We start from the raw sequence: 24654 nt of genomic DNA, 5'->3' as shown, positions 1-24654 counted from the left end.
CGCAATACCCATAAGCGCTATAAGCTATAAAAATAATAGCTTATATGCATGCTTCATCAGACCCCACAACCAGCGCTAACCCCGCTGCGGAGCCAAAGTCCATGCCCGGCAACTCCCCTTCTGATGTTCTTGCGGCCGATGGCGTGTGCGCCGTCACCACCACCGTGGCCACCCCTGAGGACGCCCGGCGGCTGGCGCAGGCCGTGTTGCAGCAGCGCCTGGCGGCGTGCGTGCAGGTCGAGCCCATCACCTCGCATTACCGCTGGCAGGGGGCGCTGCACGAGGAGGCTGAGTGGCGACTGGTGTGCAAGACAGTGGCCCGGAGCGTTGCGGGCCTGCTGCAGCTGTTGCAGGCGCAGCACCCCTACGAGCTACCGCAGCTGCTGGTGCAGCCGCTGCAGGCAAGCGCCGCCTATGCCGACTGGGTGCGGCAGGAGACGCTGCCGGGGTAGCTTTCAGCCCAGCAGCGCCTGGGCGAACTCGCGTGCGTTGAAGGTTTCCAGGTCTTCCAGCTTTTCGCCCACGCCGATGAAATACACCGGAATCGGCCGCTCCTGCGCGATGGCGGCCAGCACGCCGCCCTTGGCCGTGCCGTCCAGTTTGGTGACCACCAGGCCGGTGAGCTGCAGCGCGTCGTCAAACGAGCGCACCTGGGCCAGCGCGTTCTGGCCGGTGTTGCCATCAATCACCAGCAGCACTTCGTGCGGAGCCGTGGCGTCGGCCTTGGTCACCACGCGCTTGATCTTTTGCAGCTCTTGCATCAGGTGCAGCTGCGTAGGCAGGCGGCCTGCCGTGTCCACCAGCACCACGTCCTTGCCGCGTGCCTTGCCGGCGGTCACGGCGTCAAAGCTCACGGCGGCGGGGTCGCCGCCCTCCTGGCTGACGATTTCCACCGTGTTGCGGTCGGCCCATACGCCCAGCTGCTCGCGCGCTGCGGCGCGGAAGGTGTCGGCCGCCGCCAGCAGCACGCTGGCGCCTTCGTTGGCGAGGTGCTTGGTGAGTTTGCCAATCGACGTGGTCTTGCCCGCGCCGTTCACGCCCGCCACCATGATGACGGTGGGGGTGTGCTCACCAATCACCAGGGCTTTTTCGAGCGGGCGCAACAGGTCGGTCAGGGCGTCGGCCAGCAGGCCCTTGACGGCGGCGGGGTCGGTGGTTTTGGTGTCCTTGACGCGGCGCTTGAGATCGGTCAGCAGCCACTGCGTGGCCTTGACGCCGGTGTCGGCAAGCAGCAGGGCTTCTTCGAGCTCTTCGTAGAGCGCATCGTCGATCTGGGTGCCAGTGAACACGGTGGCGATGCTGGAGCCCGTCTTGCGCAGACCGGTTTTGAGGCGATCGAGCCAGCCCTTGCGTTCAGCGGGCGTGGGCGCTTGCCCGGTCGGCACGTTAGGTGCCACTGGTGCCACTGGCGCCACTGGCGCTATTGGCACCGGGGATACCGCAGGCACCGGCGGTGCTGCCACGGCAACGGGCTCGGCCGCCACCGCCACGGCGGGCATGGGCCGGGATACCGGCGCAGAGGTCGGCACAGGTATCGGTGCAGGCACCGGCACATGCACCTGGACAGGCGGTGGTTCAACCGCTGGTGCTGCTGCAGGCGCGGGCATGGGCGGCTTGGCCGCGAAGGGGTTGCGCAGCCAGCCAAAGCCACCGCTGGCTGCCGGCTGGGCGGCCGGCGCTTGCGGGCTGGAAGCTGCAGCGCCCGCCGCCGGCGCCGCGTCGGCCACCGGGGGCAGGGCGGCGGCAGAAGAGGGCGCTGGCAACGGCGCCGCCTGCGTGGGCTGGCTGGCGGGTGCCTGCTGCGCGGGCGGCGCTATTGGCGCTGGCGCGGGCAGTGCATCCGGCACGGCGGGTGTCGCAGGGGCCGCCACAGCGGGCTGTGCGGGCGTGGGAGTGGGTTTTTTCTTGAAAAAACTGAACATTGGCAGGTACTTAGAATCACTCCATTCTATGAAACGTGCTTTCCCCCTTCTGGGCCTGCTGGCCTGCCTGAGTGCCGGGGCGCAATCCCCGGTGTCCCCAACCCCCTTTGCGACACCACCATCGGCCCTGTCCGCGCAGGCTGCCACGGCTTCGGGCGCGCAACAGTTCACGCTGGCCAATGGCATGCAGCTCATCGTGCAGCCCGACCGCCGTGCGCCCACGGCCATGCACATGGTGTGGCTGCGCGTGGGCTCCATGGACGAGGTCGATGGCACCTCGGGCGTGGCCCATGTGCTGGAGCACATGATGTTCAAGGGCACCAAGACCGTGCCGCCGGGCGAGTTTTCGCGCCGGGTGGCAGCGCTGGGTGGTCAGGAAAACGCCTTCACCAGCCGCGACTACACAGGCTATTACCAGCAGATTCCCGCGCACCGTCTGGAAGACGTGATGCGCCTGGAGTCCGACCGCTTTGCGCACAATCAGTGGCCCGATGACGAGTTCAAGCGTGAAATCGAGGTGGTCAAGGAAGAGCGCCGTCTGCGCACCGAAGACCAGCCCCGTGCCCTTCTGGCCGAACAGCTTTTTGCGACCACCTTCATGGCCTCGCCCTACCGCCGCCCGGTGGTGGGCTGGATGAGCGATTTGGACGCCCTGACGCCCGAGGACGTGCGCGCTTTCCACCGCCAGTGGTATGTGCCCGGCAACGCGGCGGTGGTGGTGGCCGGTGATGTGGATGTGGCCAAGGTGCGCGCGCTGGCCGAAAAATACTATGGCCGCCTGCCCGCCCGTGCCCTGCCGGCGCGCAAGCCGCGCACCGAGCCCGCACAGCAGGGCCTGCGCCGCATTGCCGTCAAGGCCCCGGCCGAGCAGGCCTATGTGGCCCTGGCGTTTCGCGTGCCCGGCATGAATCGGGTCGAGGTGCTCACCGATGCCGACCGCGATGCCTTGGCGCTGATGGTGTTGTCGGCCGTGCTCAGCGGCTACGACGGTGCACGCCTGGAGCGCGCGCTGAGCCAGGGCCCCGAGCGCGTGGCCGACAGCGCGGGCAGTTCGGCCATGGTGACGGGACGCGGCCCCAGCCTGTTTTTGCTCAGCGGCGTGCCCGCCCAGGGCAAGACGGCGCAGCAGGTCGAGGACGCCCTGCGTGCCGAAGTGGCCCGCGTGGCCCGTGAGGGCGTGAGCGAGGCCGAGCTGTCGCGCGTCAAAACCCAGTGGATTGCTTCGACCGTGTACCAGCGCGACTCTGTGCACGGGCAGGCCCAGGACCTGGGCAGCAACTGGGTGCAGGGCCTGCCCCTGGATGCCGAAGAGCGCCTGCTGGCGCTGCTGCGCACCGTGACACCCGAGCAGGTGCAGCAGGTGGCCGCCCGTTATTTTGGCGACGACCAGCTCACCGTGGCCACGCTGCTGCCGCAGCCGCTGGATGCCAAGGCCAAGCGCACCGCACCGGCCGCCGGCGCCACGCGCCACTGACCCCGCACCCGAGGCATAGCATGTTTACTATTAAAAAAATAGCTGTTAACGCTTTACTGATAAGCGCTGGAGCCCTGTTTGGTGTCAATTCAGCCTGGGCGCTGCTGCCCATCCAGCACTGGACCGAACCCAACGGCGCCCAGGTCTGGCTGGTGGAAAGCCCCGTGATCCCGATGGTGGATGTGCAGCTTGACTTTGACGCTGGCAGCCGCCGCGACCCGGCCGGGCAGGCCGGCCTGGCAGGTGCCGTGGCATCGATGGCGTCCAAGGGCGTTCTGGCCATGGCGGGCGAGGGCGCTGCCCCGCCGCTCGACGAAAACGCGCTGGGCGAGGCCTGGGCCGACCTGGGTGCCAGCTTCGACGCCAGCGCCGGCAGCGATGGGCTGCACTTTTCGCTGCGCTCCCTGACCGAACCCGCGCTGCTGCAACGCGCTGCGCTGCTGGCCGCGCGCCAGATGGGCGAGCCCAGCTGGCCAGCCGATATCTGGCAGCGCGAGCGCGCCCGCTGGAGCGCCAGCATCAAGGAGTCCCGCACGCGCCCTGCCACCGTGGCAGGCGAAGCCTTTGCCACTGCGGTGTATGGCAGCCACCCTTATGGCTACCGGGCCACCGAAGACACGCTGGCGCGCATCGAAGTGGCCGACATGCAGGCGTTTCATGCCCGCACCATTGCCGCTTGCCGCGCGCGCGTCAGCATCGTGGGCGCCGTCAACCGCGCCCAGGCGCAGACGCTGGTGGCCACGCTGCTGTCACGCCTGCCGCAGCGCTCAGGGGCAGAATGCGCCCCGCTGCCGGCGGTGCCCGAAGTGCAGGTCCTCACCGCACCGGCCGAGCAGCGCATCCCCTTTGCATCGGCCCAGGCCCATGTGCTGATCGGCCAGCCCGGCTTTGCGCGCCGCGACCCGGATTTTCTGGCGCTGCTGGTGGGCAACCACATCCTGGGCGGCGGTGGTTTCACCGCGCGGCTGACCAACGAGGTGCGTGAAAAACGCGGCCTGAGCTACAGCGTGTACAGCGGTTTTGCGCCCGGCCTGCATGCGGGCGCCTTCACCATCGGCCTGCAGACCCGTCCCGACCAGGCCGCGCAGGCGGTGCAGGTCTCGCGCGACGTGCTCGCCCGCTTTGTGCGCGAAGGCCCCACCGCGGCCGAGCTGCGTGCCGCCAAGGACAACCTGATTGGCGGCTTTGCGCTGCGCATCGACAGCAACCGCAAATTGCTGGGCAACGTGGCCAACATCGCCTGGAACGACCTGCCGCTTGACTACCTTGACCACTGGACGAAGCGGGTCGAGGCGCTCACCGTGGCCGACATCCGCACCGCCATGGCGCGCAAACTGCAACCTGAACGCATGGTGACCGTGGTGGTGGGGGGCCAGCCATGAGGGCCGTGCCCGGACGCCCCCGGCCCGTCTGCACCCCCACCCATTGCCTGAAAGTTTCTCCATGAGCCGATCCACCCTGCGCCCCGAATCCCTGCCCGGCGGCCGCCTGGCCCGTGCAGCCCAGGCGGCTGCCGCAGCAGCGCCCGATACCAAGCCGGGCAAAAAAACGGCTGCCCCCGCAGCCTCCAAGGGATCGGGCGAAATCCGCATCATCGGCGGCCAATGGAAGCGCACCCGCCTGGCCGTGGCCCAGCGCCCCGGCCTGCGCCCCACGCCCGATCGCGTGCGCGAAACCCTGTTCAACTGGCTGGGCCAGGACCTCACCGGCTGGCACTGCCTGGACGCGTTTGCTGGCACTGGCGCGCTGGGGCTGGAGGCGGCTTCGCGCGGCGCCGCCGCCGTGCAGCTGGTGGAAAACGACCCCGCCCTGGTGGCCCAGCTGCACAAGCTGCAGCAGCGCCTGGCGGCCACCGTGGTGCGTGTGCAGCGTGGCGACGGTGTTGCTGCGATCAAGCACGCAGCGCCAGCCAGCCTGCATCTGGTGCTGGTGGACCCCCCGTTTGACAGCGCCTTGTTCGAGCCCGCACTGCAGGCCGCCGCCCAGGCTGTGGCGGCAGATGGCTATGTGTACCTGGAGGCGCCAACGGCATGGACCGATGAGGCGCTGGCCCCGTTTGGGCTGACCGTGCACCGCCACCTGAAGGCCGGTGCGGTGCATGCACACCTGCTTCAACGGCGACCGAAAGACTGATATATTTGTGCTGAATTGCTATAATAAATATAGCTAATTGCGCTTATTGGACAAGCGCTAGAGCCCTATTTGGCATAAAAGTCAGCGGGCGGGCATTGCGGCCCTTGCGTGCGCGCAGCGCGCCGCATAATGCGCCCACACGGCCCGGCAGGCTTGCCGTGGCGGCCATCAGGTCCGCAAGCCGAGGCCAACCCATCTACCCACCAGGAGACCCCAGCCCATGGCCCACAACGTGCTCGCCGTTTACCCCGGAACTTTCGACCCCATCACCCTGGGGCATGAAGACCTGGTGCGCCGTGCGGCGCAACTGTTTGACCGGGTGATAGTGGCCGTGGCCATGGCCCACCACAAAAAGACCCTTTTCAACCTGGACGAGCGCATGGACATGGCGCGCGCGGCCCTGCGCGACTGCCCACAGGTGAGCGTCGAACCCTTCGAGGGCCTGGTGACCGAGTTCACCGCGGCGCGCGGCGGCACCGCCATGCTGCGCGGCCTGCGATCGGGCACCGATTTCGACTACGAATTCCAGCTGGCGGGCATGAACCGGGCGCTGGTGCCGCACATCGAGACGGTGTTCCTCACACCCAGCAGCCAGCACCAGTTCATCAGCAGCACGCTGGTGCGCGAAATTGCCACGCTGGGCGGCGACGTGGCGCAGTTTGTCTCGCCTGTGGTGCACGAGCGCCTGATGCACAAGCTCCAACGCGCAGCATCGGCCTGAGTCTCAGCCTGCGGGGGCCTGCACCAGGTCATGCACAAACCGCAGCTTGCCCATGGCGCCAGATGACAACGCAAAAGGGTAGGCGTCGTTCTGCCCCAGGCTGCGGTTCAGGCTGTTGAGCATCAGGGTCAGGGGCACCCACTGGCGCACCATGTCGTCAAACGACGGGCGCGGGTTGGCGAAGGGGTCGGTCACCTGGTGGCGCTGGGCAGCGTTCGGGTCGGGCACGGTCACGCTGGTCTGGTAGCTGGCCGCGGTTTCGAGCAGGTCCACCATGTGCAGGTAATGCGCCCAGGTTTCGGCCCAGTCTTCCCAGGGGTGCGACGCGGCGTAGCTGCTCACATGGTGCTGGCGCCAGTCGCCCAGGTCGTTGCCTCTGGCGTAGTGGGCGCTCAAGGCGGCGGCGTAATCAAGGCGCTCGTCGCCAAACACGCTGCGAAAGGCCTCCAGGCGGTGGCCGTCGCGCACCAGCTGGTCCCAGTAGAAGTGGCCCGATTCGTGGCGCAGGTGGCCGATGAGGGTGCGGTAGGGCTCGCCCAGCGCCACACGCCGCTGTGCGCGCTCGCCGTCGTCGGCTTCTGCCACATTGAGGGTGATGGTGCCGCCGTGGTGGCCCGTGAGGATGGGCGGCCCACCAGGCCAGTCGGCCAGAAACTCGAACACCGGCCCGGCCCGGCCCGGCGCGGGCTCCAGTCCCAGGCGTGCGAGGGTGTAGAAAAGCTGGCGCTTGGCCGATTCAATCTGCTTCCAGCGGCCCAGGTTGGCGGGCTCTGAGAGGTCGGGCAGCACCCGTGTCTGGCGGCACGATGCGCACAGCGGCGAAAAATCGTTGGCTTGTACGGCAAAGTTGCAGGCGTCGTAAGCGGTGCGGTTGCCGCACATGCGATAGAGCCTGCCGCTGTAGTCGGCACTGCCGCGGTGTCCCATCCTGCGCCACAGGTCCGGCCCGTCTTGCGAAGCGGGGGCCAGCGCCGCCATGGTGAACAGGTCGGGCACAAAGGCGAGCGTGCTGCCGCAGTGCAGGCACTGCACACTGTCAAAAAAAACCAGATGACCGCAATGGTCGCAATTGAATACCCGCATGGTGGTGCAGCTTAACCCCTGCGAACAAGCGCGGGGCGGGCCAAACAGGCAAAGATCGCAAAGAGGGAGGCGCGAGGCAGCGGGACACAAAGAAAAAGGGCACAAGCGCCGGATGTGTGTCCGGCGCTTGTGCCCTTTATCAACCTCACCGCTGCGGCAGGGCTTGCGCCGTTGCCGAGAGCGACGGGCGTCAACGCTCAGGGGCGCACAACGATGCTGTTGCGCACTTCGCGGACGTTCTTGGTGTTGCGCGCAATGGCTTCAGCCTGGTTCTTCTCGGCTTGCGATTTTGCAAAACCCGACAGCTGGACCGTGCCATTCAGCGTTTCAACGCTGATGGAAGTGGCCGACACCGTCTTGTCTTCAGCCATCTTGGCCTTGACGGCGGTGGTGATGCCTGCGTCGTCGATATAAGAGCCAGCAGTTTGCTGGTTGCGCGCAACGGCGCAGCCGGTGGCGGTGACAACGGTGATGGCGGCAGCTGCGGCAAAGGCAAGGGCACGTGCGTATTTCATGGTGTATTCCTTCATAGAGTTGGGACGCGGGTGCTAGGGAAAATCACAGTCTGCCGGTTTATTGCACCCTCCGTAACCGGCGGCCTGTTGTGGTGCTGAAAGCGGGGGCTAGGCTTCCAGCAAATCCTTGAGTTCGTCGGCATGCTCTTCTTCGTCGGCCAGTATGGCTTCGAGCATGCGTTTGGTGGTCGGGTCTTTGTCACCAATCATTGCAATCATCTGGCGGTAGGCCTCCACGGCGATCCGCTCGGCCACCAGGTTGGCTTTCACCATGGCCTTGAGGTCTGACGAGGTGTCGTAAGCGGCATGGCTACGGGCCAGCAACGTGTCGGGCGAAAAGTCCGGCTCACCGCCCAGTTGCACAATGCGCCGGGCAATCAGGTCGGCGTGGGCCGTTTCCTCATTGGCATGCACCATGAACTCCGCTGCAATGGCGGGCGACGACATTCCATGAGCGGTAAAGTGGTGGCGCTTGTAGCGCAGCACGCACACCAGCTCGGTTGCCAGGGCATCGTTGAGCAGGCGCACGATGTCATCGCGATGCTGGCGGAAAGCTGGCGTGACAGCCCCCTCGTCGAGGTGGCTCGAGCCCGCGGCCTTGAGGGCCTTCTCGTCGAGCGTCATGCCCAAGGCATGGGGGGCTAGCTGGCTGATCGTATTCATGGTGGCACCTTCAACGTGGGCAACAGCGCTGTGATGGATCAGGAGTTGCGGCGACGGGACAACGCCAGCAACGCAGCTGCCACAACGGCACCTGCAGCGGCGGCAATGGCCACCGACTTGCCCGGCTGCTGCACCACGTAACGCGTGGTGGCGTCGGCGGCATGTTGCACCTGGCGACGTGCGCGGGCGCCGGTGTCGGCGCAAAAATCGATGCTGCGCGCAGCCAGGTCCTGGGCGCGGGTGGCCAGGTCGTCGATCACCGGGCTGGCTTCGCGGCGCAGGTGGCGCACGCCGGTCTCGGCCTTGTCCAGGGATTCATTGGCAACGTCCCGCGTGCTCTGCACGGCGTCCTGGGCGCTTTGCAGCACGTTGTTTGCCAGATTGCGGGCGTTGTCTGCTACTTTGTCGGTGGTGGACTGGATACTCATGGAAATTCTCCGGAAAAAATGGGGTGTTTAGCGCGTGGCGTCAAAGGAAGTGGCAGGCAGGATGGAAGGGGTCAACCCTTTTTCATCAGGCCCAGCACAAAGGTCACGATGGCCATGATCACGAACACAAAGAACAGGATCTTGGCAATGCCAACGGCGCCTGCCGCAATGCCACCAAAGCCGAACACGGCGGCGATGAGTGCGATGACCAGAAAGACAACGGCGTAATGCAGCATTTCCATCTCCTTATGGGGCCGGTGGTACCGGCAGTTGGTTGGCGCCAGAAAATTCAGCGCCTGAGATGTACTGTAGGCAACACCGCCCGCGCTGAATGCCGGTGGCTGGCGCGGCCCCGTGTCAGCGCATGGATGGCCGGCTTGTAGGACGTCACCGATGGTCCGGCCACGGTTGGAGCCCCCGCACGCATGTGCAGGGCGGGGAGTCAGCAGTTCGTTGTGCGCGGTTGGCTCAGCGCGGCTTGGGCAGAACTGCCGATATCAGCGTGCCACTGTCGGGGCTCGAAGTGATGGTCAGACGTCCGCCTGCGGCTTCTACCCGGTGGCGCATGCCGGCCAGCCCGTGTGACGTGGGGCCTACGCCCGCCGGGTCGAAGCCCGCGCCATCGTCGCGCACCTGCACCGCCGCATGGGTGGGGTAGCCGTGCACGGTCACCAGCACCTTTTTTGCCTTGGCGTATTTGCTGATGTTGGTGAGGGCCTCTTGCACCAGCCGGTAGACCGTGAGCTGGGTGGCCTCTGTCAGTTCTACAGCCTCCAGATTGGTCTCGACCTCGATACCGGCACCCTCGGCATGTTCGCGGGTCAGTATCTCAAGGGCTGCCGTCAGCCCCAGGTTGGACAGCGAGGAGGGGCGCAGGTCTTCGATGATGCGGCGCTTGAGGGCAATGCCACTGTTCAGCGTTTCGTTCAGGTGCTTGAGGCGTTCGGCAATGTCGGGCGCCTGGTGATCGATCTTGGACTTGAGCCGGGCCACGTCGAGCTTGGCAGAGGTCAGCAAGGCACCCAGTTCGTCGTGCAGCTCACGCGCAAGGAAGCCGCGCTCGTCTTCGCGCACCTGCTGCAGATGGCTGGCCAGCTCGGACAGCGACGCGGTGCGCTCGCGCACCAGGCCTTCCAGCCGCTCACGCTCATGCTCCAGCACATCCTGTTCGCGCTGGCTGATCTGTTGCAGGGTGCGTGCCTGGCGCAGGTACATGTAAAACGCCAGCAGTCCGATGGCCGTCACGGTGGCAATGCCGATGCGCGACAGCATGAGCGACTGCACAATCTGGCTTTGGTGTTCCTGGATCTTGCGGCTGCTGCGTTCAATCAGCGTGTGGGCCAGCTGGCGGATGGAGTCCATGTGTTCCCGGCCCACGTCGGTGAAGAGAATGAACTTCCATGCATCTTCGTTGCCCTGTCGGCGCAGGCGCAGGCTCAGTTCCATTTCGGCCAGCTTGCGCGATACCGCCCGTGCCAAAAGGGCAAACTGCTGCAGGTCTTCTGTTGAATGCAGATACTGCGTGTGCAACTCTTGCAGGTTGGTTTGCACCGTGATGACGGCCTTGTCGTAGGGCTCCAGATATCCTTCATTGCCAGTCAGAAGATAACCGCGCTGGCCCGTTTCTGCGTCCAGCATGCTTTGCAGCAGGCGGTTGGCTGCATTGCGGGTTTGCTGCCCGTGGCTCATGGCCTGAACAGCATCCTGGGAGCGTTTGTGCCCCACTTCGTTGATGCCAATGAGCAGCAGTGCGGCCAGCAGGGCGAATGGAAGGCTGATGGCCATCGAACGGCTTTTGCGGAGCCAGTGCCAAGAGTGATCTTTGAGGGTCATGCGGGATATTCGGATAATGGCGGTGAACTGCTACGCTGTCGCCTGTGGTGTGCAAGGTCGGGCGGTGCAGCACAGGGCAGCGCACGCGTGTGCAACAACAACGACCCCGGAGTGGTTTGTCCATCTCCTGAAAGAGGCTAAATGATCAAGATAGGCATTGTGGATGACCATGCCATTGTCCGTACCGGGCTGCGGCAGTTTCTGTCGGAACATGTGGACTTGCGCGTGGAGGGCGAGGCAGGCAATGGCCGCGAAGCCATCGATCTCGTGCGCAACCATGAAATTGACGTGTTGCTGATGGATCTGTCCATGCCCGGCCAGAGCGGGCTGGATGCGCTGGCCATGCTGCGGGCCAAGGCGCCTGACATGGGCATTCTGATACTGAGCGGCTATCCCGAAGAGCATTACGCCATCAACCTGATCCGCCAGGGCGCCAGTGGCTACCTCAACAAGGAGTGCGAGCCCTCCGAGATCGTCGAGGCCATTCGCACCATCGCGCTGGGGCGGCGTTATCTCACGCCTGCCGTGGCCGAGCTGCTGGCGCAGCAACTCAATCGCAAGGACGATGCGCCACCACACGAGCAGTTGTCTGAGCGGGAATTCCAGGTGTTTTTGAAGCTGGCCAAGGGCGAAACGGCTGGTGATATCGCCAAGGCCTTGTCGCTGAGTGTGAAGACCGTCAGCACCTACCGCACGCGGCTCATGGAAAAAATGGCCCTTTCGTCCAACAGCGATCTGACCTATTACGCGCTGAAAAACCGGCTGATCGACTGACAGGCGGGGCCTGTGCCCCCGGCAGCGCTTTGGCGGCGCCTTGTCAGGGGTGCCCCGGCACAGTCTGTGCAGGGCAAGGGGTGTCACGGTGCGTCCGGTCCAGGTGTTGGAGCACAATCTGACGCCTTGCTGCTGTGCTCGATGCAATAGTCCACCAGTGCATCGATTTCATTGGATTTGTCAAAGACCGCATCGACACCCAGTTGCGCGCAACGCATACGCACATCGGGAGTGGCGTAGTTGCTCAGCACCACCATTTTCTGGCCAGGTTCGCGTGCGCGGCAGGCTGCCAGCACGCCAAGGCCGCTGCCCTGGCGAAGAAAAAGATCCACGATCGCCAAGTCCCACTGTCCGCTGTGGGCCATCAGCCATTCCTTGCCTTCATCTTCGGTGGCGGCGACACCTACGGCTTCTACACACGCCAGTTCTTCCAGTGCGTCAATCAGATTCGCCCGGATCGTGGCGTTGTCTTCAACAATATAGGTACGGAGTTTCACAGCCTGATCCATGGGGTGCGACCGGTGCAAAGGTGCGAAGGCCGAGCCTTGAATTTAACGGGGTCGATGGGTGGATTCTGCCAGCCGTTACACGTTGTAGCCGTAGGACGTTTCTTACTTCACGGCCGAGCACACCGGGCAATCCGGGTGCCGCTTCAGGTGCATGGTGTTCCATTCCATGGCGCGGCCATCCAGCATGAGCAGGCGGCCCGCCAGCGACGGGCCTGCGCCAGACATCCACTTCAGCGCTTCGGCTGCCTGCATGGCGCCCACCACGCCCACCAGCGGTGCAAACACCCCCATGGTTGAGCACTGCACCTCTTCGAATACGGCGTCGGGTGGGAACACGCAGGCATAGCAGGGCGACGCCGCATCGCGGGGGTCTACCACGGTGATCTGGCCGTCAAAGCGGATCACCGCCCCGGCCACCAGGGGCTTGCCATGCCGCACACAGGCAGCGTTGACCGCGTGGCGCGTGGCGTAGTTGTCGCTGCAGTCGAGCACCACGGTGGCCTGGGGCACCAGGGTGTCGAGCAGTGCGGCATCGGCGCGTGCCTGCAGGGCCGTGACCTGAACCTCGGGATTGATCGCCGTGATGGCCTGCGCGGCCGACACCACCTTGGGCTGCCCCACGCGGGCGGTGGTGTGGGCGATCTGGCGCTGCAGATTGGTGAGATCGACCACATCGTTATCGACCAGTGTGATGTGCCCGACGCCCGCAGATCCCAGAAACAGTGCTGCCGGCGAGCCCAGCCCGCCCGCCCCGATGATCAGCGCATGGCTGGCCAGAATGCGCTCTTGCCCCTCGATGCCCACTTCGTCGAGCAGGATGTGGCGGGAGTAGCGCAGGAGCTGGTCGTCGGTCATGGCAGGTATGTTGGGGAGTGGCGCGTGAAAAAGGCCGGGCTTCCTGGGAAGCCCGGCCTCGGTGGGACGATCACTGTCTCAGTTTTCTTTCTTTTCTTCCTTGCGTTCGGTCAGCGTCTTGCTGACCAGCACGGGACGGCCCTTGAACTGGTTCAGGGCCTGCGTCAGCTGGAAGTCCTTGTCGGTGCCGAACTCGGGGATCTTGCGCTCAGCCATGGGCTTCTTGGCTTCTTCTTCCAGGCGCTTGCGGGCTTCTTCGCGGGCCTTTTCGCGGGCCTCGTCCTTTTTCTCCTCGCCCTGGCCGCTGCCCAGGTGCTTGTCCAGGTCGGCCTCGCGCATGCGCAGGGCGGCAAACACATTGCCTTCTTCCGACTCGTCGATCATCACGTCGGGCACGATGCCCTTGGCCTGGATCGACTTGCCGCTGGGCGTGTAGTAGCGGGCCGTGGTGAGCTTGAGGCCGGTGTCCGGGCCCAGGGGGCGCACGGTCTGCACCGAACCCTTGCCAAACGTCTGGCTGCCCATGATGGTGGCACGCTTGTGGTCCTGCAATGCGCCGGCCACGATTTCGCTGGCCGATGCCGAGCCCTCATTGACCAGCACGATCAGTGGCACAGTCTTGAGCGCTGCAGGCAGCCGCTTGAGCGGGTCGCCACTGCCGCGGCGCTGGTAGAACTCGGGCGCGGCCTTGTAGGTGGCCTTGCTTTCGGCCAGCTGGCCGTCGGTGCTGACCACGGTGACGTTTTCTGGCAGGAAGGCCGCCGAGATGGCGACGGCCGCATCGAGCAGGCCACCGGGATCGTTGCGCAGGTCCAGCACCAAGCCCTTGAGCTGTGGGTCCTGTTTGTAGATTTCTTCGACCTTGCGCACAAAGTCATCCACCGTGCGTTCCTGGAACTGCGACAGCCGCACCCAGCCATAGCCCGGCTCGATGAGCTTGCCCTTGACCGACTGGGTCTTGATTTCTTCGCGCGTGATGGTGACCGGGAAGGTCCGGCTTTCTTCCTTGCGCAGGATGGTCAGCGTGACCTTGGTGTTGGGCTCGCCACGCATTTTCTTGACGGCGTCGTTGAGCGACAGGCCCTTGACGGCGGTTTCGTCGATCTTGGTGATCAGGTCGTTGGTCTTGAGCCCGGCGCGGAAGGCGGGAGAGCCCTCGATGGGCGAGACGATCTTGATCAGCCCGTCTTCCTGCGTGATCTCGATGCCCACGCCGACAAACCGGCCCGAGGTGCCTTCACGAAATTCCTTGAAGGATTTCTTGTCGAAATACTGGGAGTGGGGGTCCAGGCTGGCCACCATGCCGGAAATGGCGTCGGTGATCAGCTTTTTGTCATCCACGGGTTCGACATAGTCGGTCTTGACCAGGCCAAACACGGCGGAAAGCTGCTGGATCTCTTCGAGCGGAAGAGGCGTCATGGCGCCGCGCGCCACCGTCTGCAGGGACACCGTGGTCAGCGCTCCGGCCACCACGCCAATCGATACCCACCCTGCAATTTTGAGTTTGTGGCCCATAGAACACCTTTACCGCTTCATTTCAATATACAACTTGGAAGGGCCGCGCCCGCTGCGGTTCCGCGCGGGTGCTCACTTTCGCAGGATTTTTCGGGTTTTGGCCCGGCTTTACGCCGACTTTACGCTTTACCCTGCGACGCCACGGCGGCGGCGGCACGGGCAGCAGCCTCGGCATCGCCCAGATAGTAGTGGCGGATGGGCTTGAGGTCGTCGTCGAGCTCGTATACCAGTGGAATACCGTTGGGAATATTCAGTTCCACGATGTCGTGGTCGGAAATGTTGTCCAGGTACTTGACCAGCGCCCGGATGGAATTGCCGTGGGCGGCAACCACCACCCGCTGGCCCGAGCGAATGGCGGGTGCAAGGGTGTCATTCCAGTAGGGCAGCACGCGCGCCACGGTGTCCTTGAGGCACTCGGTCAGGGGAACGTCCTGCGGGTTCATGCCGGCATAACGCGGGTCGCCGCGTTCGCAGCGTGGGTCGGTGGCTTCCAGGGCTGGTGGCGGCGTGTCATAGCTGCGGCGCCACACCAGCACCTGTGCGTCGCCATATTGCTTGGCCGTTTCGCCCTTGTTCAGGCCCTGCAGGGCGCCATAGTGGCGCTCATTCAGGCGCCAGCTTTTTTGCACGGGCAGCCAGGTGCGGTCCATTTCGTCGAGGCAATACCACAGCGTGTGAATGGCGCGCTTGAGCACGCTGGTGAAGGCGACGTCGAATTCGTAGCCCTCGGCCTTGAGCAGTTTGCCTGCGGACATGGCCTGCGACACCCCGGTGGGCGTGAGGTCAACGTCTGTCCAGCCGGTGAAGCGGTTTTCAAGGTTCCAGGTGGATTCGCCGTGTCGGATCAGAACGAGTTTGTGCATGGTGTCCCTAGGGAAAGCGGGTCAAAACCATACATTTTAGAATCGTGCGGTTTGCCAACCCAAGGAATCTTCGTGAAATTCGTTATCGACAACTGGTATTTGATCCTCGTGGCACTTGCATCGGGCGCCATGTTGCTGTGGCCGCTGCTCAAAAGTGCCAGTGGTGGTTCGCTCACGCCTGTGCGTGCCGTGCAGCTGATCAACCGGGAGAAAGCCGTGGTCATCGACGTGTGCGAGACCGAGGAGTTTGCCGCTGGCCATGTGGGCGGCGCCAAGAATGTGCCGCTGGGCCAGCTCGAAGAGCGCCTGCCCACGCTGGTGAAGAACAAGGCCCTGCCGCTGGTGATGGTCTGTGTCAGTGGCGCCCGCGCCAACCGCGCCGTGGCCATTGCCAAAAAGCTCGGTTACGACAACGCCCAGTCCATGGCCGGCGGCCTCAAGGCCTGGCGCGAAGCCAGCCTGCCGGTGGAAAAAGCCTGAACTGTCCCCAACTGTTTCATAGCCGACAGGCTTATGACTGGTTTTGTTGCCCAACAGGAAAGATCGCCATGCAACCCGTGAAGATGTACACCACCGCTGTCTGCCCTTATTGCACCCGGGCCAAGCAGATCCTCAAATCCAAGGGTGTGGAGCAGATCGAAGAGATCCGCATCGACAACGACCCCGCCGCTCGCAGTCACATGATGGAGATCACCGGGCGCCGCACGGTGCCACAGATCTTCATCGGTGAAACCCATGTGGGTGGCCACGATGACCTGGTGGCGCTGGACGGCCGCGGCGGGCTCATGCCCCTGCTCGGCGCAGCCTGATGCGTCACCCGGGCGCTGCATAATGCAGCCCCATGTGCCCGCTGTGGGAGCTGCTCCCCGGCGGGTTTTGTTTTGCTGAAACCCCGTTTGCAAAAGAGACTTTTCAACCATGGCCGACCAAGAAAACCCCGTGTTCCAGATTCAGCGCGTCTACCTCAAGGACATGTCGCTGGAGCAGCCCAATTCGCCCGGCATCCTGCTCGAACAAGAGCAGCCCAGCGTGGACATCCAGCTCGGCGTGGAAGCCACGCCCGTGGCCGAAGGCATTTTTGAAGTGGCCGTGACCGCCACGGTGCAGACCAAGATCAAGGACAAGACCGTGTTCCTGGTCGAAGCCAAGCAAGCCGGCATTTTCGAAATCCGCAACATCCCTGAAGACCAGATGGGCGCCATCATGGGCATTGCCTGCCCCCAGATCGTGTATCCCTACCTGCGCGGCAATGTGGCCGACATCGTGAACCGCGCTGGCTTCCCGCCGGTGCACCTGGCCGAAATCAATTTCCAGGCCATGTACGAGCAGCAGCAGGCCCAGGCCGCTGGCGAACCCTCGCCCATCATCACGCAGTGATGCAGTTCGGAGGTCTTTTAGACCTCTGGCGCTTTATCCATAAGCGCAAGCAGCTATGAAAATAGTAGTACTTGGTGCCGGTGCCTGGGGTACGGCGCTGGCCATGGGGGCCGCCCGGCAACCGGGCGGTCACGCTGTCACGTTGTGGGCGCGTGATGGCCAGCAGGTGGCTGACATGCTGGCGCGGCGGCAGAACGCGCGCTACCTGCCTGGCATTGATTTCCCGGCAGCGCTTGCGGTGTCGGGCGCAGACCCTTTGGTACTGGCGCGCGCTGCCGATCTGGTCATCGTGGCTACGCCCATGGCGGCGCTGCGCAGCATGCTGCTGGCCCTGCGCGGCTGTGCGGCACCTGTGGCCTGGCTGTGCAAGGGCTTCGAGGCGGTGGCACCGGCGGATTCCGGCTCTTTTGGCCTGCTGGCGCACGAGGTGTGTGCGCAGGTAGCTCCTGATTTGATAGCCGGCGTGCTCAGCGGCCCCAGCTTTGCGCAAGAAGTGGCGCGCGGGCAGCCTACGGCACTGGTGGCGGCCAGTCGGCACGCCCTGGTGCGCCATGCGCTGGTGGCCGCCTTCCACAGCCCTAGCTTGCGGGTGTATGCCAACGACGACATCGTGGGCGTGGAAGTGGGCGGCGCGGTAAAAAACGTGCTGGCCATTGCCACTGGCCTGTGCGATGGGCTGAACCTGGGGTTGAACGCCCGGGCGGCCCTCATCACGCGCGGCCTGGCCGAGATGACACGCCTGGGGGTCGCGCTGGGCGCGCGGCCGGACACCTTCATGGGGCTGTCGGGCATGGGCGATCTGGTGCTGACGGCCACCGGCGACTTGTCGCGCAACCGCCGCGTCGGCTTGCTGCTGGCGCAAGGCCAGAGCCTGCAACAGGCGGTGGATTCTTTGGGCCATGTGGCCGAAGGTGTGTACTGCGCCCGCACCGTGGCCCAGCGTGCGGCGGGGCTCGGTGTGGACATGCCCATCACCGAGGCGGTGGTGGCACTGCTAGATGGCCGTCTGGCCCCGGCCGATGCCGTGGGGCGGTTGATGGGGCGCGATCCGGGCTCCGAACTGCGTTAGCCCGGCGGGCAGGGCGCTGCAGTGCCGCGCACTGGTGCGTCGGCGTGTGGTCAGAACACGCCAAACAGCATCAGCAACAGCACCACCGACAACGGAACTCCGAGCAACCACAAGATAACGGGCATGGCAATCTCCTTGAAAAAGTGATGCCTTGACCTTATCGCCGCGTGCCCGCGGCGCGTGTGCGCATGTGCTGCGCGGTGGCGTAGGCCTGTGCCTACCCGCGGAGCGCCCAGCGATGCCCGCGCGGATTGATTTACAGACCCAGTTCCAGCGCCAGCAGTTCTTCCACCGTCTGGCGGCGGCGGATCAGGCGCGCCTGGCCGCCATCGACCAGCACCTCGGCAATCAGGGGCCGCGTGTTGTAGTTGGAGGACATCGAAGCGCCATAAGCGCCCGCGTCGTGGATGACCAGCAGGTCGCCCACCTGCGCATCCGGCAGGTTGCGCGGCAGCACCACACCGCCGTCGCCCTGCGTGAACACGTCGCCCGATTCGCACAGCGGCCCCGCCACCACGCTGGGCCGGTCGGCCGTGGTGCTGCCGTCGCGGCGCAGCACGCTCATGGTGTGGTAACTGCCGTACATGGAGGGGCGCATCAGCTCGTTGAAACCGGTGTCGAGCAGCATGAAATGGTTGTTGCCCGCATCCTTGGTGGCGCGCACCTCGCCCAGCAGCACGCCCGATTCGGCCACCAGATAGCGGCCGGGCTCGATCTCCAGGCCCAGCGGGTGCTGCACGATGGCTTCGGCCTGCTGGCGCGCGGCATCCCACAGGCCGTGGTAGTGCTGCGTGTCGATGACCGGCTCGCCATCGCGGTAGGGAATGGACAGGCCGCCGCCGGCCGAGATGGCGTGCAGGTCATGCCCTGCCGCATGCGTGGTGCGCACCAGCTCCACCATGGCACCACACACCTGCTCCAGGTGGCGGTAGTCCACGCCCGAGCCAATGTGCATGTGCAGCCCCACCAGCTTCAGCCCGCGCTGGCGGATGGCGGCCAGTGCGGCAGGCAGGTCGGTGTGCCAGATGCCGTGCTTGCTGTGCTCGCCACCGGTGTTGGTCTTGTTGCTGTGGCCATGGCCAAAGCCGGGGTTGATGCGCAGCCACACCGCATGCCCTGGAGATGCCGCGCCCAGCTGGTGCAGCATGTCGATGGAGCCGGCGTTCACCGGCACGCCGTGCTCGACCACACAGGCCAGCGTGGCGGCATCGAACAGATCGGCCGTGAACACGATCTCGGAGCGCCCGTCGCCTTGCTGGCCCGGCTGGTAACCGGCGGCCAGCGCGCGCAGGATTTCGCCGCGCGAGACCGCATCCACCTTCACGCCCTGCGCGCGCATCAGCGCAAGGATGTGGATGTTGGAGCAGGCCTTCTGCGCAAAACGGATGGTTTCAAAGTTGGACAGCTGCGCAATGCGCTGGCGGATGGTGGCGGCGTCATACACCCACAGCGGGGTGCCGAACTGGTCGGCCAGGGACCACAGTTGCGCGGGCGAGAAAGGGTTGGACATGGAGGCGATCCGGGTGCAGGAAAAAGCGCAAGGGTGCGGTGGATCAATCATTGGATCCGGGGCGCTGAAGTTTACCGGGCATTTATTCTGGACAGCGCTCCGTGCCCCCGCGTGCCCATGGCGCCGGCGCAGCATGCTGATGACACTCGCAGGCTTTGGGTTGATGGTTTTGAATGAAATGGGGTTCCAGCCCTTATGTGATAAGCGCTAAATGCTATTAAATTAATGGCATTCGATGCCTGATGCGCAGGCGCCAGCGCCCGATTCGACTGGGTTCCACGACAAAGCCGGAGTGGCGGCACTCAGAACTCCCGGTTGTCAATCAGCCGTGTGGCCCCCAGCCGGGCGGCGCCCAGGGCCACCAGGGTTCCGGGCGCATCCTGCGCGGCGGCGGGCTGCAGGTCGGCGCGCCGGCGCACCGTCAGGTAGTCGGGCAGCCAGCCGCGTGCGCGCAGTTGGTCCAGCGCTTGCTGCTCCAGGCCGGTAGCCTGCAGCGTTCCAGCGGCCTGCGCTGCGGCCCAGCGGTCGGACAGTTGCTGCAGCGCCTGCGACAGCGCCACGGCTTCCTTGCGCTCTGGCGCGCTCAGGTAGCCGTTGCGCGAGCTCAGGGCCAGACCGTCGGGGGCGCGGCTGGTGTCGCCCGCCATCACGTCGATGGGCAGCGCAAACTGCCGCACCATCTGGCGGATCACCATGAGCTGCTGGTAGTCCTTGCGGCCAAACACCGCCGTGCCGCCGCCGTTGGCGCCAAACACGCAGCTGAACAGCTTCATCACCACCGTGGCCACCCCGATGAAGAAGCCGGGGCGGAACTGGCCTTCGAGCAGATCGGCCAATTGCGGGTCGGGGTGCACCTTGAAGGTCTGTGGCTCGGGGTAGAGGTCGGTCTCGCGCGGGGCAAACAGCACGTCGCACCCGGCTGCCTGCAGCTTGGCGCAGTCGGCATCCCAGGTGCGGGGGTAGCTGTCAAAGTCTTCGTGGGGCAGAAACTGCAGGCGGTTCACAAAGATGCTGACCACGGTGGTGTCGCCCAGCGGCCGGGCCTGGTGCACCAGCGACAGGTGCCCCTCGTGCAGGTTGCCCATGGTGGGCACAAAGGCGGGGCGGCGGCCGACCAGGGCGGCGCGCAGTTCGGGAATGGAGTGGGCGATGAGCATTTTGGGATGTCGGGGTGAAAGAGGCCCTTACCAGGCGTGCAATGTGTTGTCGGGGAAGCGGCCCTGCTTGACGGCCTGCACATAGGCCTCCATGGCGCCGCGCACGCTGCCAGCGTCCTGCATGAAGTTGTGCACAAACCTGGCCATCTTGCCCAGGTTCACGCCCAGCATGTCGTGCAACACCAGCACCTGGCCGGCCGTGCCGTTGCCCGCGCCAATGCCTATGGTGTGGCAGTGCGGCAGCTCGGCGGTGATTTCGGCGGCCAGCGCGGCCGGCACCATCTCCAGCACCAGCATGGCGGCGCCAGCGTTTTGCAGCTCCAGTGCCTCTTTGCGCAGCGTGCGGGCAGCGTCTTCTGTTTTGCCCTGCACGCGGTAGCCGCCCAGGGCATGCACGGTTTGCGGCGTCAGGCCCAGGTGCGCGCACACGGGCACGCCGCGCTGCACCAAAAACTCCACCGTGGGCGCCGTCCAGCCGCCGCCCTCCAGCTTGACCATGTGCGCGCCCGCCTGCATCAGCGTGCAGGCGCTGCGCAGGGCCTGTTCGCGGCTTTCGGCATAGGTGCCATAGGGCAGGTCGGCCACCAGCCAGGCCGTGCCCTGCACGCGGTGCAGGCCGCGCGCCACGCTGGCCGTGTGGTAGGCCATGGTGTCCAGCGATACCCCCACGGTGCTGGGCAGGCCCTGGCACACCATGCCCAGCGAGTCGCCCACCAAAATGCACTCGACGCCCGCTGCATCGGCCACGGCGGCAAAAGTGGCGTCGTAGGCGGTCAGCATGGTGATTTTTTCACCGGCCTCGCGCATCTGCGCCAGGCGCGGCAGGCTGACGGGCCGGCGCTGGGGCAGGGGTGACGCAGGCGGCAGCGTGCCATAGGGAGTGGTGGGCGTGGCGGGAGTGGCCTGCGTAGGTGTTTGGGGCGATGTCTGGGTCGGCTCGGTCATGGCGTCACTCCTTGCAAAGTCGACAAAAGCGCGCAGTCTAAGTCACAGCGGGGCCGTGGGTGGCGCACTGCAGGTCTGTAACAACATGTGGCCTTGCGCTACATTCTTTGTTCAGCGGGCCTCACAAGGGGAAGGGGGCCGCCAATGCAACACAAGGACTCCCGTGGAACCACAGCCCGTGCAAGTGCAAGCCCAAGCGCCTGATGCCAGCAAGATTTTTGTCTTCGAAGAGGTGTATCCGTTCCGCGCGGCGCAGGAGCAGGCCGAAAAGAAAAAACTCAGCGCCTTCGGCATGATGGCCAAGTTCAACCCCCTGAACCGTCCGCGCGAGGACACGGTGCAACTGTCGCGCCAGGAAATGCGCCTGGAGCCGTTCTGGCACGTTGTGGCGCAGCGCTCGGTGGACTACACCTGCCAGATCACCTACCAGGTGCCGGTGCACAACCTCTATGCCCAGACCCTGCAACTCGACGACAAAGTGTTTGAGGTGACGCGGCAAAAAGACAAGGCGCGCATCGAGTTCGTCGCCATCGAGCACTGCCATCGCAAGATCCATTTCGACCAGATGATCGATGGCATGCAGCGTGACATCAAGCCCGCGGTGCTCAAGGCCTACATCGAGAAATACAAATTCACCGAGACCGAGCGTGTGGAGCGGCCTGACGAGCTGCTCAAACCCTTGATCTCCATGGCCGCCGCCAAGCAGTTGGCCACCGCCAGCCTGACCTCGGAGGCCGTGAATGCCTACGAAATCCAGGCCGACCTCACGCACTTCGAGCGCACCCACCTGTATCTGCGGCCCGTGTTTGCTTTCGAATTCCGCTGGAGCAGCGCGGACAAGATCGGGGTGATCGAGGTCGATGGGCTGACGGGCGAGGTGGTGGAGAACGGGCGCTGGTTCAAGGACAAGGTCAGCCAGGTGCTCACCCGCGACATGCTGGTCGATATTGGCGCCGAGATGGCGGGCACCCTGGTGCCCGGTGGCGGTGCCGCCGTCAAGCTGCTCAGCAAGCTGGTGGCACCCGGCGCGCCCGGTCACTGACCACGCGCTCCACCAGCGCAGGCCCTCACCACCGGGGGTTGATGGGCAAGGCGAAGCCGCTATGCTTCACGGCCATGACCTATCCAGAAGACGAAACCCGCCAGGCCCTGCACACCCAGGTGCTGCTGGACGTGGCCCGTGCCCTTGAAGAAGACGTGGGCAGCGGCGACCTCACCGCTGGCCTGATCGACCCCCAGCGCCGCACCCGCGCGCGCATCCTGGCGCGCGAGGCCGCCGTGATCTGTGGCGCCCCCTGGGCCGAGGCCGCCTTGCGTGCGCTCGACCCTTCCGTGCAACTGACCTGGCATGTGGCCGAAGGCGCCCGCTGCGCTGCCGACCAGGTGGTGCTGGAGATCGAGGGCAATGCCCGCGCGCTGCTCAGCGCCGAGCGCACGGCGCTCAACTTTCTGCAACTGCTCAGTGCCGTGGCCACCAAAACCCGCACCTACGTGGACGTGGTGGCTGGCACCCGCGCGCACATCGTGGACACCCGCAAGACTCTGCCCGGCCTGCGCCTGGCGCAAAAATACGCCGTGCGCGTGGGTGGCGGCACCAACCACCGCATCGGCCTGCACGACGCCGTGCTCATCAAAGAAAACCACATCGCCGCTGCCGGTGGCGTCACGGCCGTGCTGCGCGCTGCCCAGCAGGTGGCGGCGCAAGCCAAGTTCATCGAGATCGAAGTCGAGACGCTTGAGCAGTTGCAGGAGGCTCTGGACGCTGGCGCCAAGATGGTGCTGCTCGACAACATGCCGCTGCCTACGCTGCGCGAGGCCGTGCGCATCAATGCTGGTCGCGCCATCCTCGAAATCTCGGGCGGCGTGACGCTCGATGGCCTGCGCGCCCTTGCAGAAACCGGTGTGGACCGCATCTCGATTGGCACCCTCACCAAAGACGTCAAGGCCACCGACTTCTCGATGCGCCTGCAGGAGTTAGAGTGACCAACCCCCTGTGGCGCTGCGCGCCTTCCCCCTTCTCTCGCGCGGAGCGCGGGAAGGGGGACGCCACCCGCGCGGCGGGGCGGCCCTTGCGCGGTGGCCGCTGGCCTGGGCCGTGCCTGTTGTACGTGCCGAGACTGGCGCAACGCACACTGAATGACTGATATGAACACTGTGATTACCCTCAAGGAAGTCGATTACGAGCAGCCCGAAGGCGGCGGCGTGTGCGCGACCAAGCACGCCTGGGCGCGTGTGCCTCCCGAGCCGTCGCAGGACGAGCGCGCCGCGCTCAAGGACAAAATCCGCCGTTTGCTGAAGGAAAAGAACGCGGTCATGGTGTCGCACTACTACGTGCACCCCGACCTGCAGGACCTGGCCGAAGAAACCGGCGGCATCGTCAGCGACTCGCTGGAGATGGCGCGCTTTGGCCGCGACCATGCCGCGCAGACGCTGGTGGTGAGCGGAGTGCGCTTCATGGGTGAGACGGCGAAGATCCTCTCGCCGGAAAAAACCATCCTCATGCCCGACTTGGACGCCACCTGCTCGCTCGACCTCGGCTGCCCCATCGACGAATTCAGCGCGTTCTGCGATGCGCACCCCGACCGCACCGTGGTGGTCTACGCCAACACCAGCGCGGCCGTGAAGGCGCGGGCCGACTGGCTGGTCACGTCGAGCTGCGCGCTCGACATCGTGCGTGCACTCAAGGACCAGGGCCACAAAATCCTGTGGGCGCCCGACCGCCACCTGGGCGACTACATCCGCCGCGAGACCGGTGCCGACATGCTGATGTGGAACGGCGCCTGCATCGTGCACGACGAGTTCAAGGCCTTTGAGCTGGAATCGCTGAAAAAAGAGCACCCGAACGCCAAGGTGCTGGTGCACCCCGAAAGCCCGGCCGACGTGATTGCCCTGGCCGACGCCGTGGGCTCCACCTCGGCCATCCTCAAGGCCGCGCAGACGATGGACGCCCAAGAATTCATCGTTGCCACCGACAACGGCATGATGCACAAGCTGCGCACGCTCAACCCCGGCAAGCTGTTCATCGAAGCCCCCACCGCCGGCAACAGCGCCACCTGCAAAAGCTGCGCCCACTGCCCCTGGATGGCCATGAACGGCCTGGCCGGTGTGGCGCAGGTGCTGGAAACCGGCGCCAACGCCATCGACGTGAACGCGCAGATCATCCCGCGCGCGCGCCTGCCGATTGACCGCATGCTGGCCTTCACCGCCGCGCTCAAAAACGGCCTGCCCACCAGCGGCCTCGTGCCGAACATCGGCGCCGCCTGAGTTACCCCGCGCCCCAGCGCCACGGCCGGGGCGTGCATCGGTAG

General features: G+C 65.3%; 27 protein-coding genes. 13 read left to right on the top strand and 14 right to left on the bottom strand.

Translation table 11 applies throughout. The annotated features are described in order from the left end of the window. Positions 1-101 precede the first annotated feature (101 nt). The gene (cutA, locus tag K226_RS0118125) at positions 102-452 is read left to right on the top strand and encodes a divalent-cation tolerance protein CutA (RefSeq protein ID WP_024816142.1); all 351 of its coding nucleotides are present in this window, start codon (positions 102-104) and stop codon (positions 450-452) included. Positions 453-455: 3 nt separating this feature from the next. Here the strand turns inward: cutA and ftsY are convergent, their stop codons facing one another. After that, on the bottom strand, positions 456-1922 hold the full coding sequence (ftsY, locus tag K226_RS0118120) for a signal recognition particle-docking protein FtsY (protein ID WP_024816141.1): 1467 nt from the start codon (positions 1920-1922) through the stop codon (positions 456-458). Positions 1923-1950: 28 nt separating this feature from the next. Here ftsY and K226_RS0118115 point away from each other — a divergent pair, with 28 nt between their 5' ends. The 4 genes from K226_RS0118115 (at position 1951) to coaD (ending at position 6250) form a co-directional block, all read left to right on the top strand. Next, positions 1951-3396: a pitrilysin family protein gene (locus K226_RS0118115; protein ID WP_024816140.1), complete on the top strand. Its 1446-nt coding sequence runs from the start codon at positions 1951-1953 to the stop codon at positions 3394-3396. 20 nt (positions 3397-3416) lie between these two features. Beyond that, the gene (locus K226_RS0118110; RefSeq protein WP_024816139.1) at positions 3417-4778 is read left to right on the top strand and encodes a pitrilysin family protein; all 1362 of its coding nucleotides are present in this window, start codon (positions 3417-3419) and stop codon (positions 4776-4778) included. A gap of 61 nt (positions 4779-4839) precedes the next feature. Beyond that, complete coding sequence (gene rsmD / locus K226_RS0118105) at positions 4840-5529, top strand: 16S rRNA (guanine(966)-N(2))-methyltransferase RsmD (protein WP_024816138.1); 690 nt, start codon at positions 4840-4842, stop codon at positions 5527-5529. A gap of 220 nt (positions 5530-5749) precedes the next feature. Next, the gene (coaD, locus tag K226_RS0118100) at positions 5750-6250 is read left to right on the top strand and encodes a pantetheine-phosphate adenylyltransferase (RefSeq protein WP_024816137.1); all 501 of its coding nucleotides are present in this window, start codon (positions 5750-5752) and stop codon (positions 6248-6250) included. A gap of 3 nt (positions 6251-6253) precedes the next feature. Here the strand turns inward: coaD and K226_RS0118095 are convergent, their stop codons facing one another. The 6 genes from K226_RS0118095 to K226_RS0118070 all read right to left on the bottom strand — a co-directional run bounded on the left by K226_RS0118095 (position 6254) and on the right by K226_RS0118070 (position 10772). Further along, on the bottom strand, positions 6254-7333 hold the full coding sequence (locus tag K226_RS0118095) for a putative zinc-binding metallopeptidase (protein ID WP_024816136.1): 1080 nt from the start codon (positions 7331-7333) through the stop codon (positions 6254-6256). A gap of 197 nt (positions 7334-7530) precedes the next feature. Next, positions 7531-7848, bottom strand: coding sequence for a BON domain-containing protein (locus K226_RS0118090; protein ID WP_024816135.1), 318 nt, complete (start codon positions 7846-7848; stop codon positions 7531-7533). Positions 7849-7956: 108 nt separating this feature from the next. Beyond that, positions 7957-8511 (bottom strand): bacterioferritin, encoded by a 555-nt coding sequence (locus K226_RS0118085; RefSeq protein WP_024816134.1) that lies wholly within the window; start codon positions 8509-8511, stop codon positions 7957-7959. Between the two features lie 38 nt (positions 8512-8549). Then, the gene (locus K226_RS0118080; protein ID WP_024816133.1) at positions 8550-8939 is read right to left on the bottom strand and encodes a hypothetical protein; all 390 of its coding nucleotides are present in this window, start codon (positions 8937-8939) and stop codon (positions 8550-8552) included. A gap of 71 nt (positions 8940-9010) precedes the next feature. Further along, positions 9011-9175: a DUF1328 domain-containing protein gene (locus K226_RS19720; RefSeq protein ID WP_024816132.1), complete on the bottom strand. Its 165-nt coding sequence runs from the start codon at positions 9173-9175 to the stop codon at positions 9011-9013. Between the two features lie 232 nt (positions 9176-9407). Then, complete coding sequence (locus K226_RS0118070; RefSeq protein WP_024816131.1) at positions 9408-10772, bottom strand: CHASE3 domain-containing protein; 1365 nt, start codon at positions 10770-10772, stop codon at positions 9408-9410. Between the two features lie 141 nt (positions 10773-10913). On the opposite strand from K226_RS0118070, the gene K226_RS0118065 reads away from it, so the two are divergent. Then, on the top strand, positions 10914-11546 hold the full coding sequence (locus K226_RS0118065) for a response regulator transcription factor (protein WP_024816130.1): 633 nt from the start codon (positions 10914-10916) through the stop codon (positions 11544-11546). An 83-nt stretch (positions 11547-11629) separates the two neighbouring features. On the opposite strand, the gene K226_RS0118060 is transcribed toward K226_RS0118065, so the two are convergent. The 4 genes from K226_RS0118060 to gpmA form a co-directional block, all read right to left on the bottom strand. Further along, complete coding sequence (locus K226_RS0118060) at positions 11630-12043, bottom strand: response regulator (RefSeq protein ID WP_024816129.1); 414 nt, start codon at positions 12041-12043, stop codon at positions 11630-11632. A gap of 114 nt (positions 12044-12157) precedes the next feature. Further along, positions 12158-12910: a molybdopterin-synthase adenylyltransferase MoeB gene (locus K226_RS0118055; RefSeq protein ID WP_024816128.1), complete on the bottom strand. Its 753-nt coding sequence runs from the start codon at positions 12908-12910 to the stop codon at positions 12158-12160. Positions 12911-12988: 78 nt separating this feature from the next. Continuing rightward, complete coding sequence (locus tag K226_RS0118050; RefSeq protein WP_024816127.1) at positions 12989-14425, bottom strand: S41 family peptidase; 1437 nt, start codon at positions 14423-14425, stop codon at positions 12989-12991. Positions 14426-14544: 119 nt separating this feature from the next. Beyond that, positions 14545-15288, bottom strand: a complete 744-nt coding sequence (gene gpmA, locus K226_RS0118045) for a 2,3-diphosphoglycerate-dependent phosphoglycerate mutase (protein ID WP_024816126.1) — start codon at positions 15286-15288, stop codon at positions 14545-14547. A gap of 72 nt (positions 15289-15360) precedes the next feature. On the opposite strand from gpmA, the gene K226_RS0118040 reads away from it, so the two are divergent. The 4 genes from K226_RS0118040 to K226_RS0118025 all read left to right on the top strand — a co-directional run bounded on the left by K226_RS0118040 (position 15361) and on the right by K226_RS0118025 (position 17734). Further along, positions 15361-15768 (top strand): rhodanese-like domain-containing protein, encoded by a 408-nt coding sequence (locus K226_RS0118040; RefSeq protein WP_024816125.1) that lies wholly within the window; start codon positions 15361-15363, stop codon positions 15766-15768. Positions 15769-15836: 68 nt separating this feature from the next. Beyond that, entirely contained in the window at positions 15837-16097 is a 261-nt protein-coding gene (grxC, locus tag K226_RS0118035) for a glutaredoxin 3 (RefSeq protein ID WP_024816124.1), read from the top strand. 109 nt (positions 16098-16206) lie between these two features. Then, positions 16207-16665, top strand: coding sequence for a protein-export chaperone SecB (secB, locus tag K226_RS0118030; RefSeq protein WP_024816123.1), 459 nt, complete (start codon positions 16207-16209; stop codon positions 16663-16665). A gap of 55 nt (positions 16666-16720) precedes the next feature. After that, positions 16721-17734 carry an NAD(P)H-dependent glycerol-3-phosphate dehydrogenase gene (locus K226_RS0118025; RefSeq protein WP_024816122.1) on the top strand — a complete coding sequence of 338 codons (1014 nt, stop codon included), beginning with the start codon at positions 16721-16723 and terminating at the stop codon, positions 17732-17734. A 256-nt stretch (positions 17735-17990) separates the two neighbouring features. On the opposite strand, the gene lysA is transcribed toward K226_RS0118025, so the two are convergent. The 3 genes from lysA to panB all read right to left on the bottom strand — a co-directional run bounded on the left by lysA (position 17991) and on the right by panB (position 21346). After that, positions 17991-19244: a diaminopimelate decarboxylase gene (lysA, locus tag K226_RS0118020; protein WP_024816121.1), complete on the bottom strand. Its 1254-nt coding sequence runs from the start codon at positions 19242-19244 to the stop codon at positions 17991-17993. A gap of 302 nt (positions 19245-19546) precedes the next feature. Continuing rightward, positions 19547-20401 (bottom strand): pantoate--beta-alanine ligase, encoded by an 855-nt coding sequence (gene panC, locus K226_RS0118010; protein ID WP_024816119.1) that lies wholly within the window; start codon positions 20399-20401, stop codon positions 19547-19549. A 27-nt stretch (positions 20402-20428) separates the two neighbouring features. Next, positions 20429-21346, bottom strand: a complete 918-nt coding sequence (gene panB / locus K226_RS0118005) for a 3-methyl-2-oxobutanoate hydroxymethyltransferase (RefSeq protein WP_024816118.1) — start codon at positions 21344-21346, stop codon at positions 20429-20431. A 163-nt stretch (positions 21347-21509) separates the two neighbouring features. Here panB and K226_RS0118000 point away from each other — a divergent pair, with 163 nt between their 5' ends. From K226_RS0118000 to nadA, 3 genes are all read left to right on the top strand, one after another. Then, complete coding sequence (locus K226_RS0118000) at positions 21510-22388, top strand: hypothetical protein (protein ID WP_024816117.1); 879 nt, start codon at positions 21510-21512, stop codon at positions 22386-22388. 74 nt (positions 22389-22462) lie between these two features. Continuing rightward, positions 22463-23329 (top strand): carboxylating nicotinate-nucleotide diphosphorylase, encoded by an 867-nt coding sequence (gene nadC, locus K226_RS0117995; protein ID WP_024816116.1) that lies wholly within the window; start codon positions 22463-22465, stop codon positions 23327-23329. A 162-nt stretch (positions 23330-23491) separates the two neighbouring features. After that, positions 23492-24610, top strand: a complete 1119-nt coding sequence (gene nadA / locus K226_RS0117990; RefSeq protein WP_024816115.1) for a quinolinate synthase NadA — start codon at positions 23492-23494, stop codon at positions 24608-24610. The last annotated feature ends 44 nt before the right edge of the window (positions 24611-24654 follow it).

The sequence above is a fragment of the Acidovorax sp. JHL-3 genome (assembly GCF_000526295.1).
GTDB classification, from domain to species: Bacteria; Pseudomonadota; Gammaproteobacteria; order Burkholderiales; family Burkholderiaceae_C; genus Acidovorax; species Acidovorax defluvii.
This window is presented reverse-complemented; position numbering and strand designations above follow the sequence as displayed.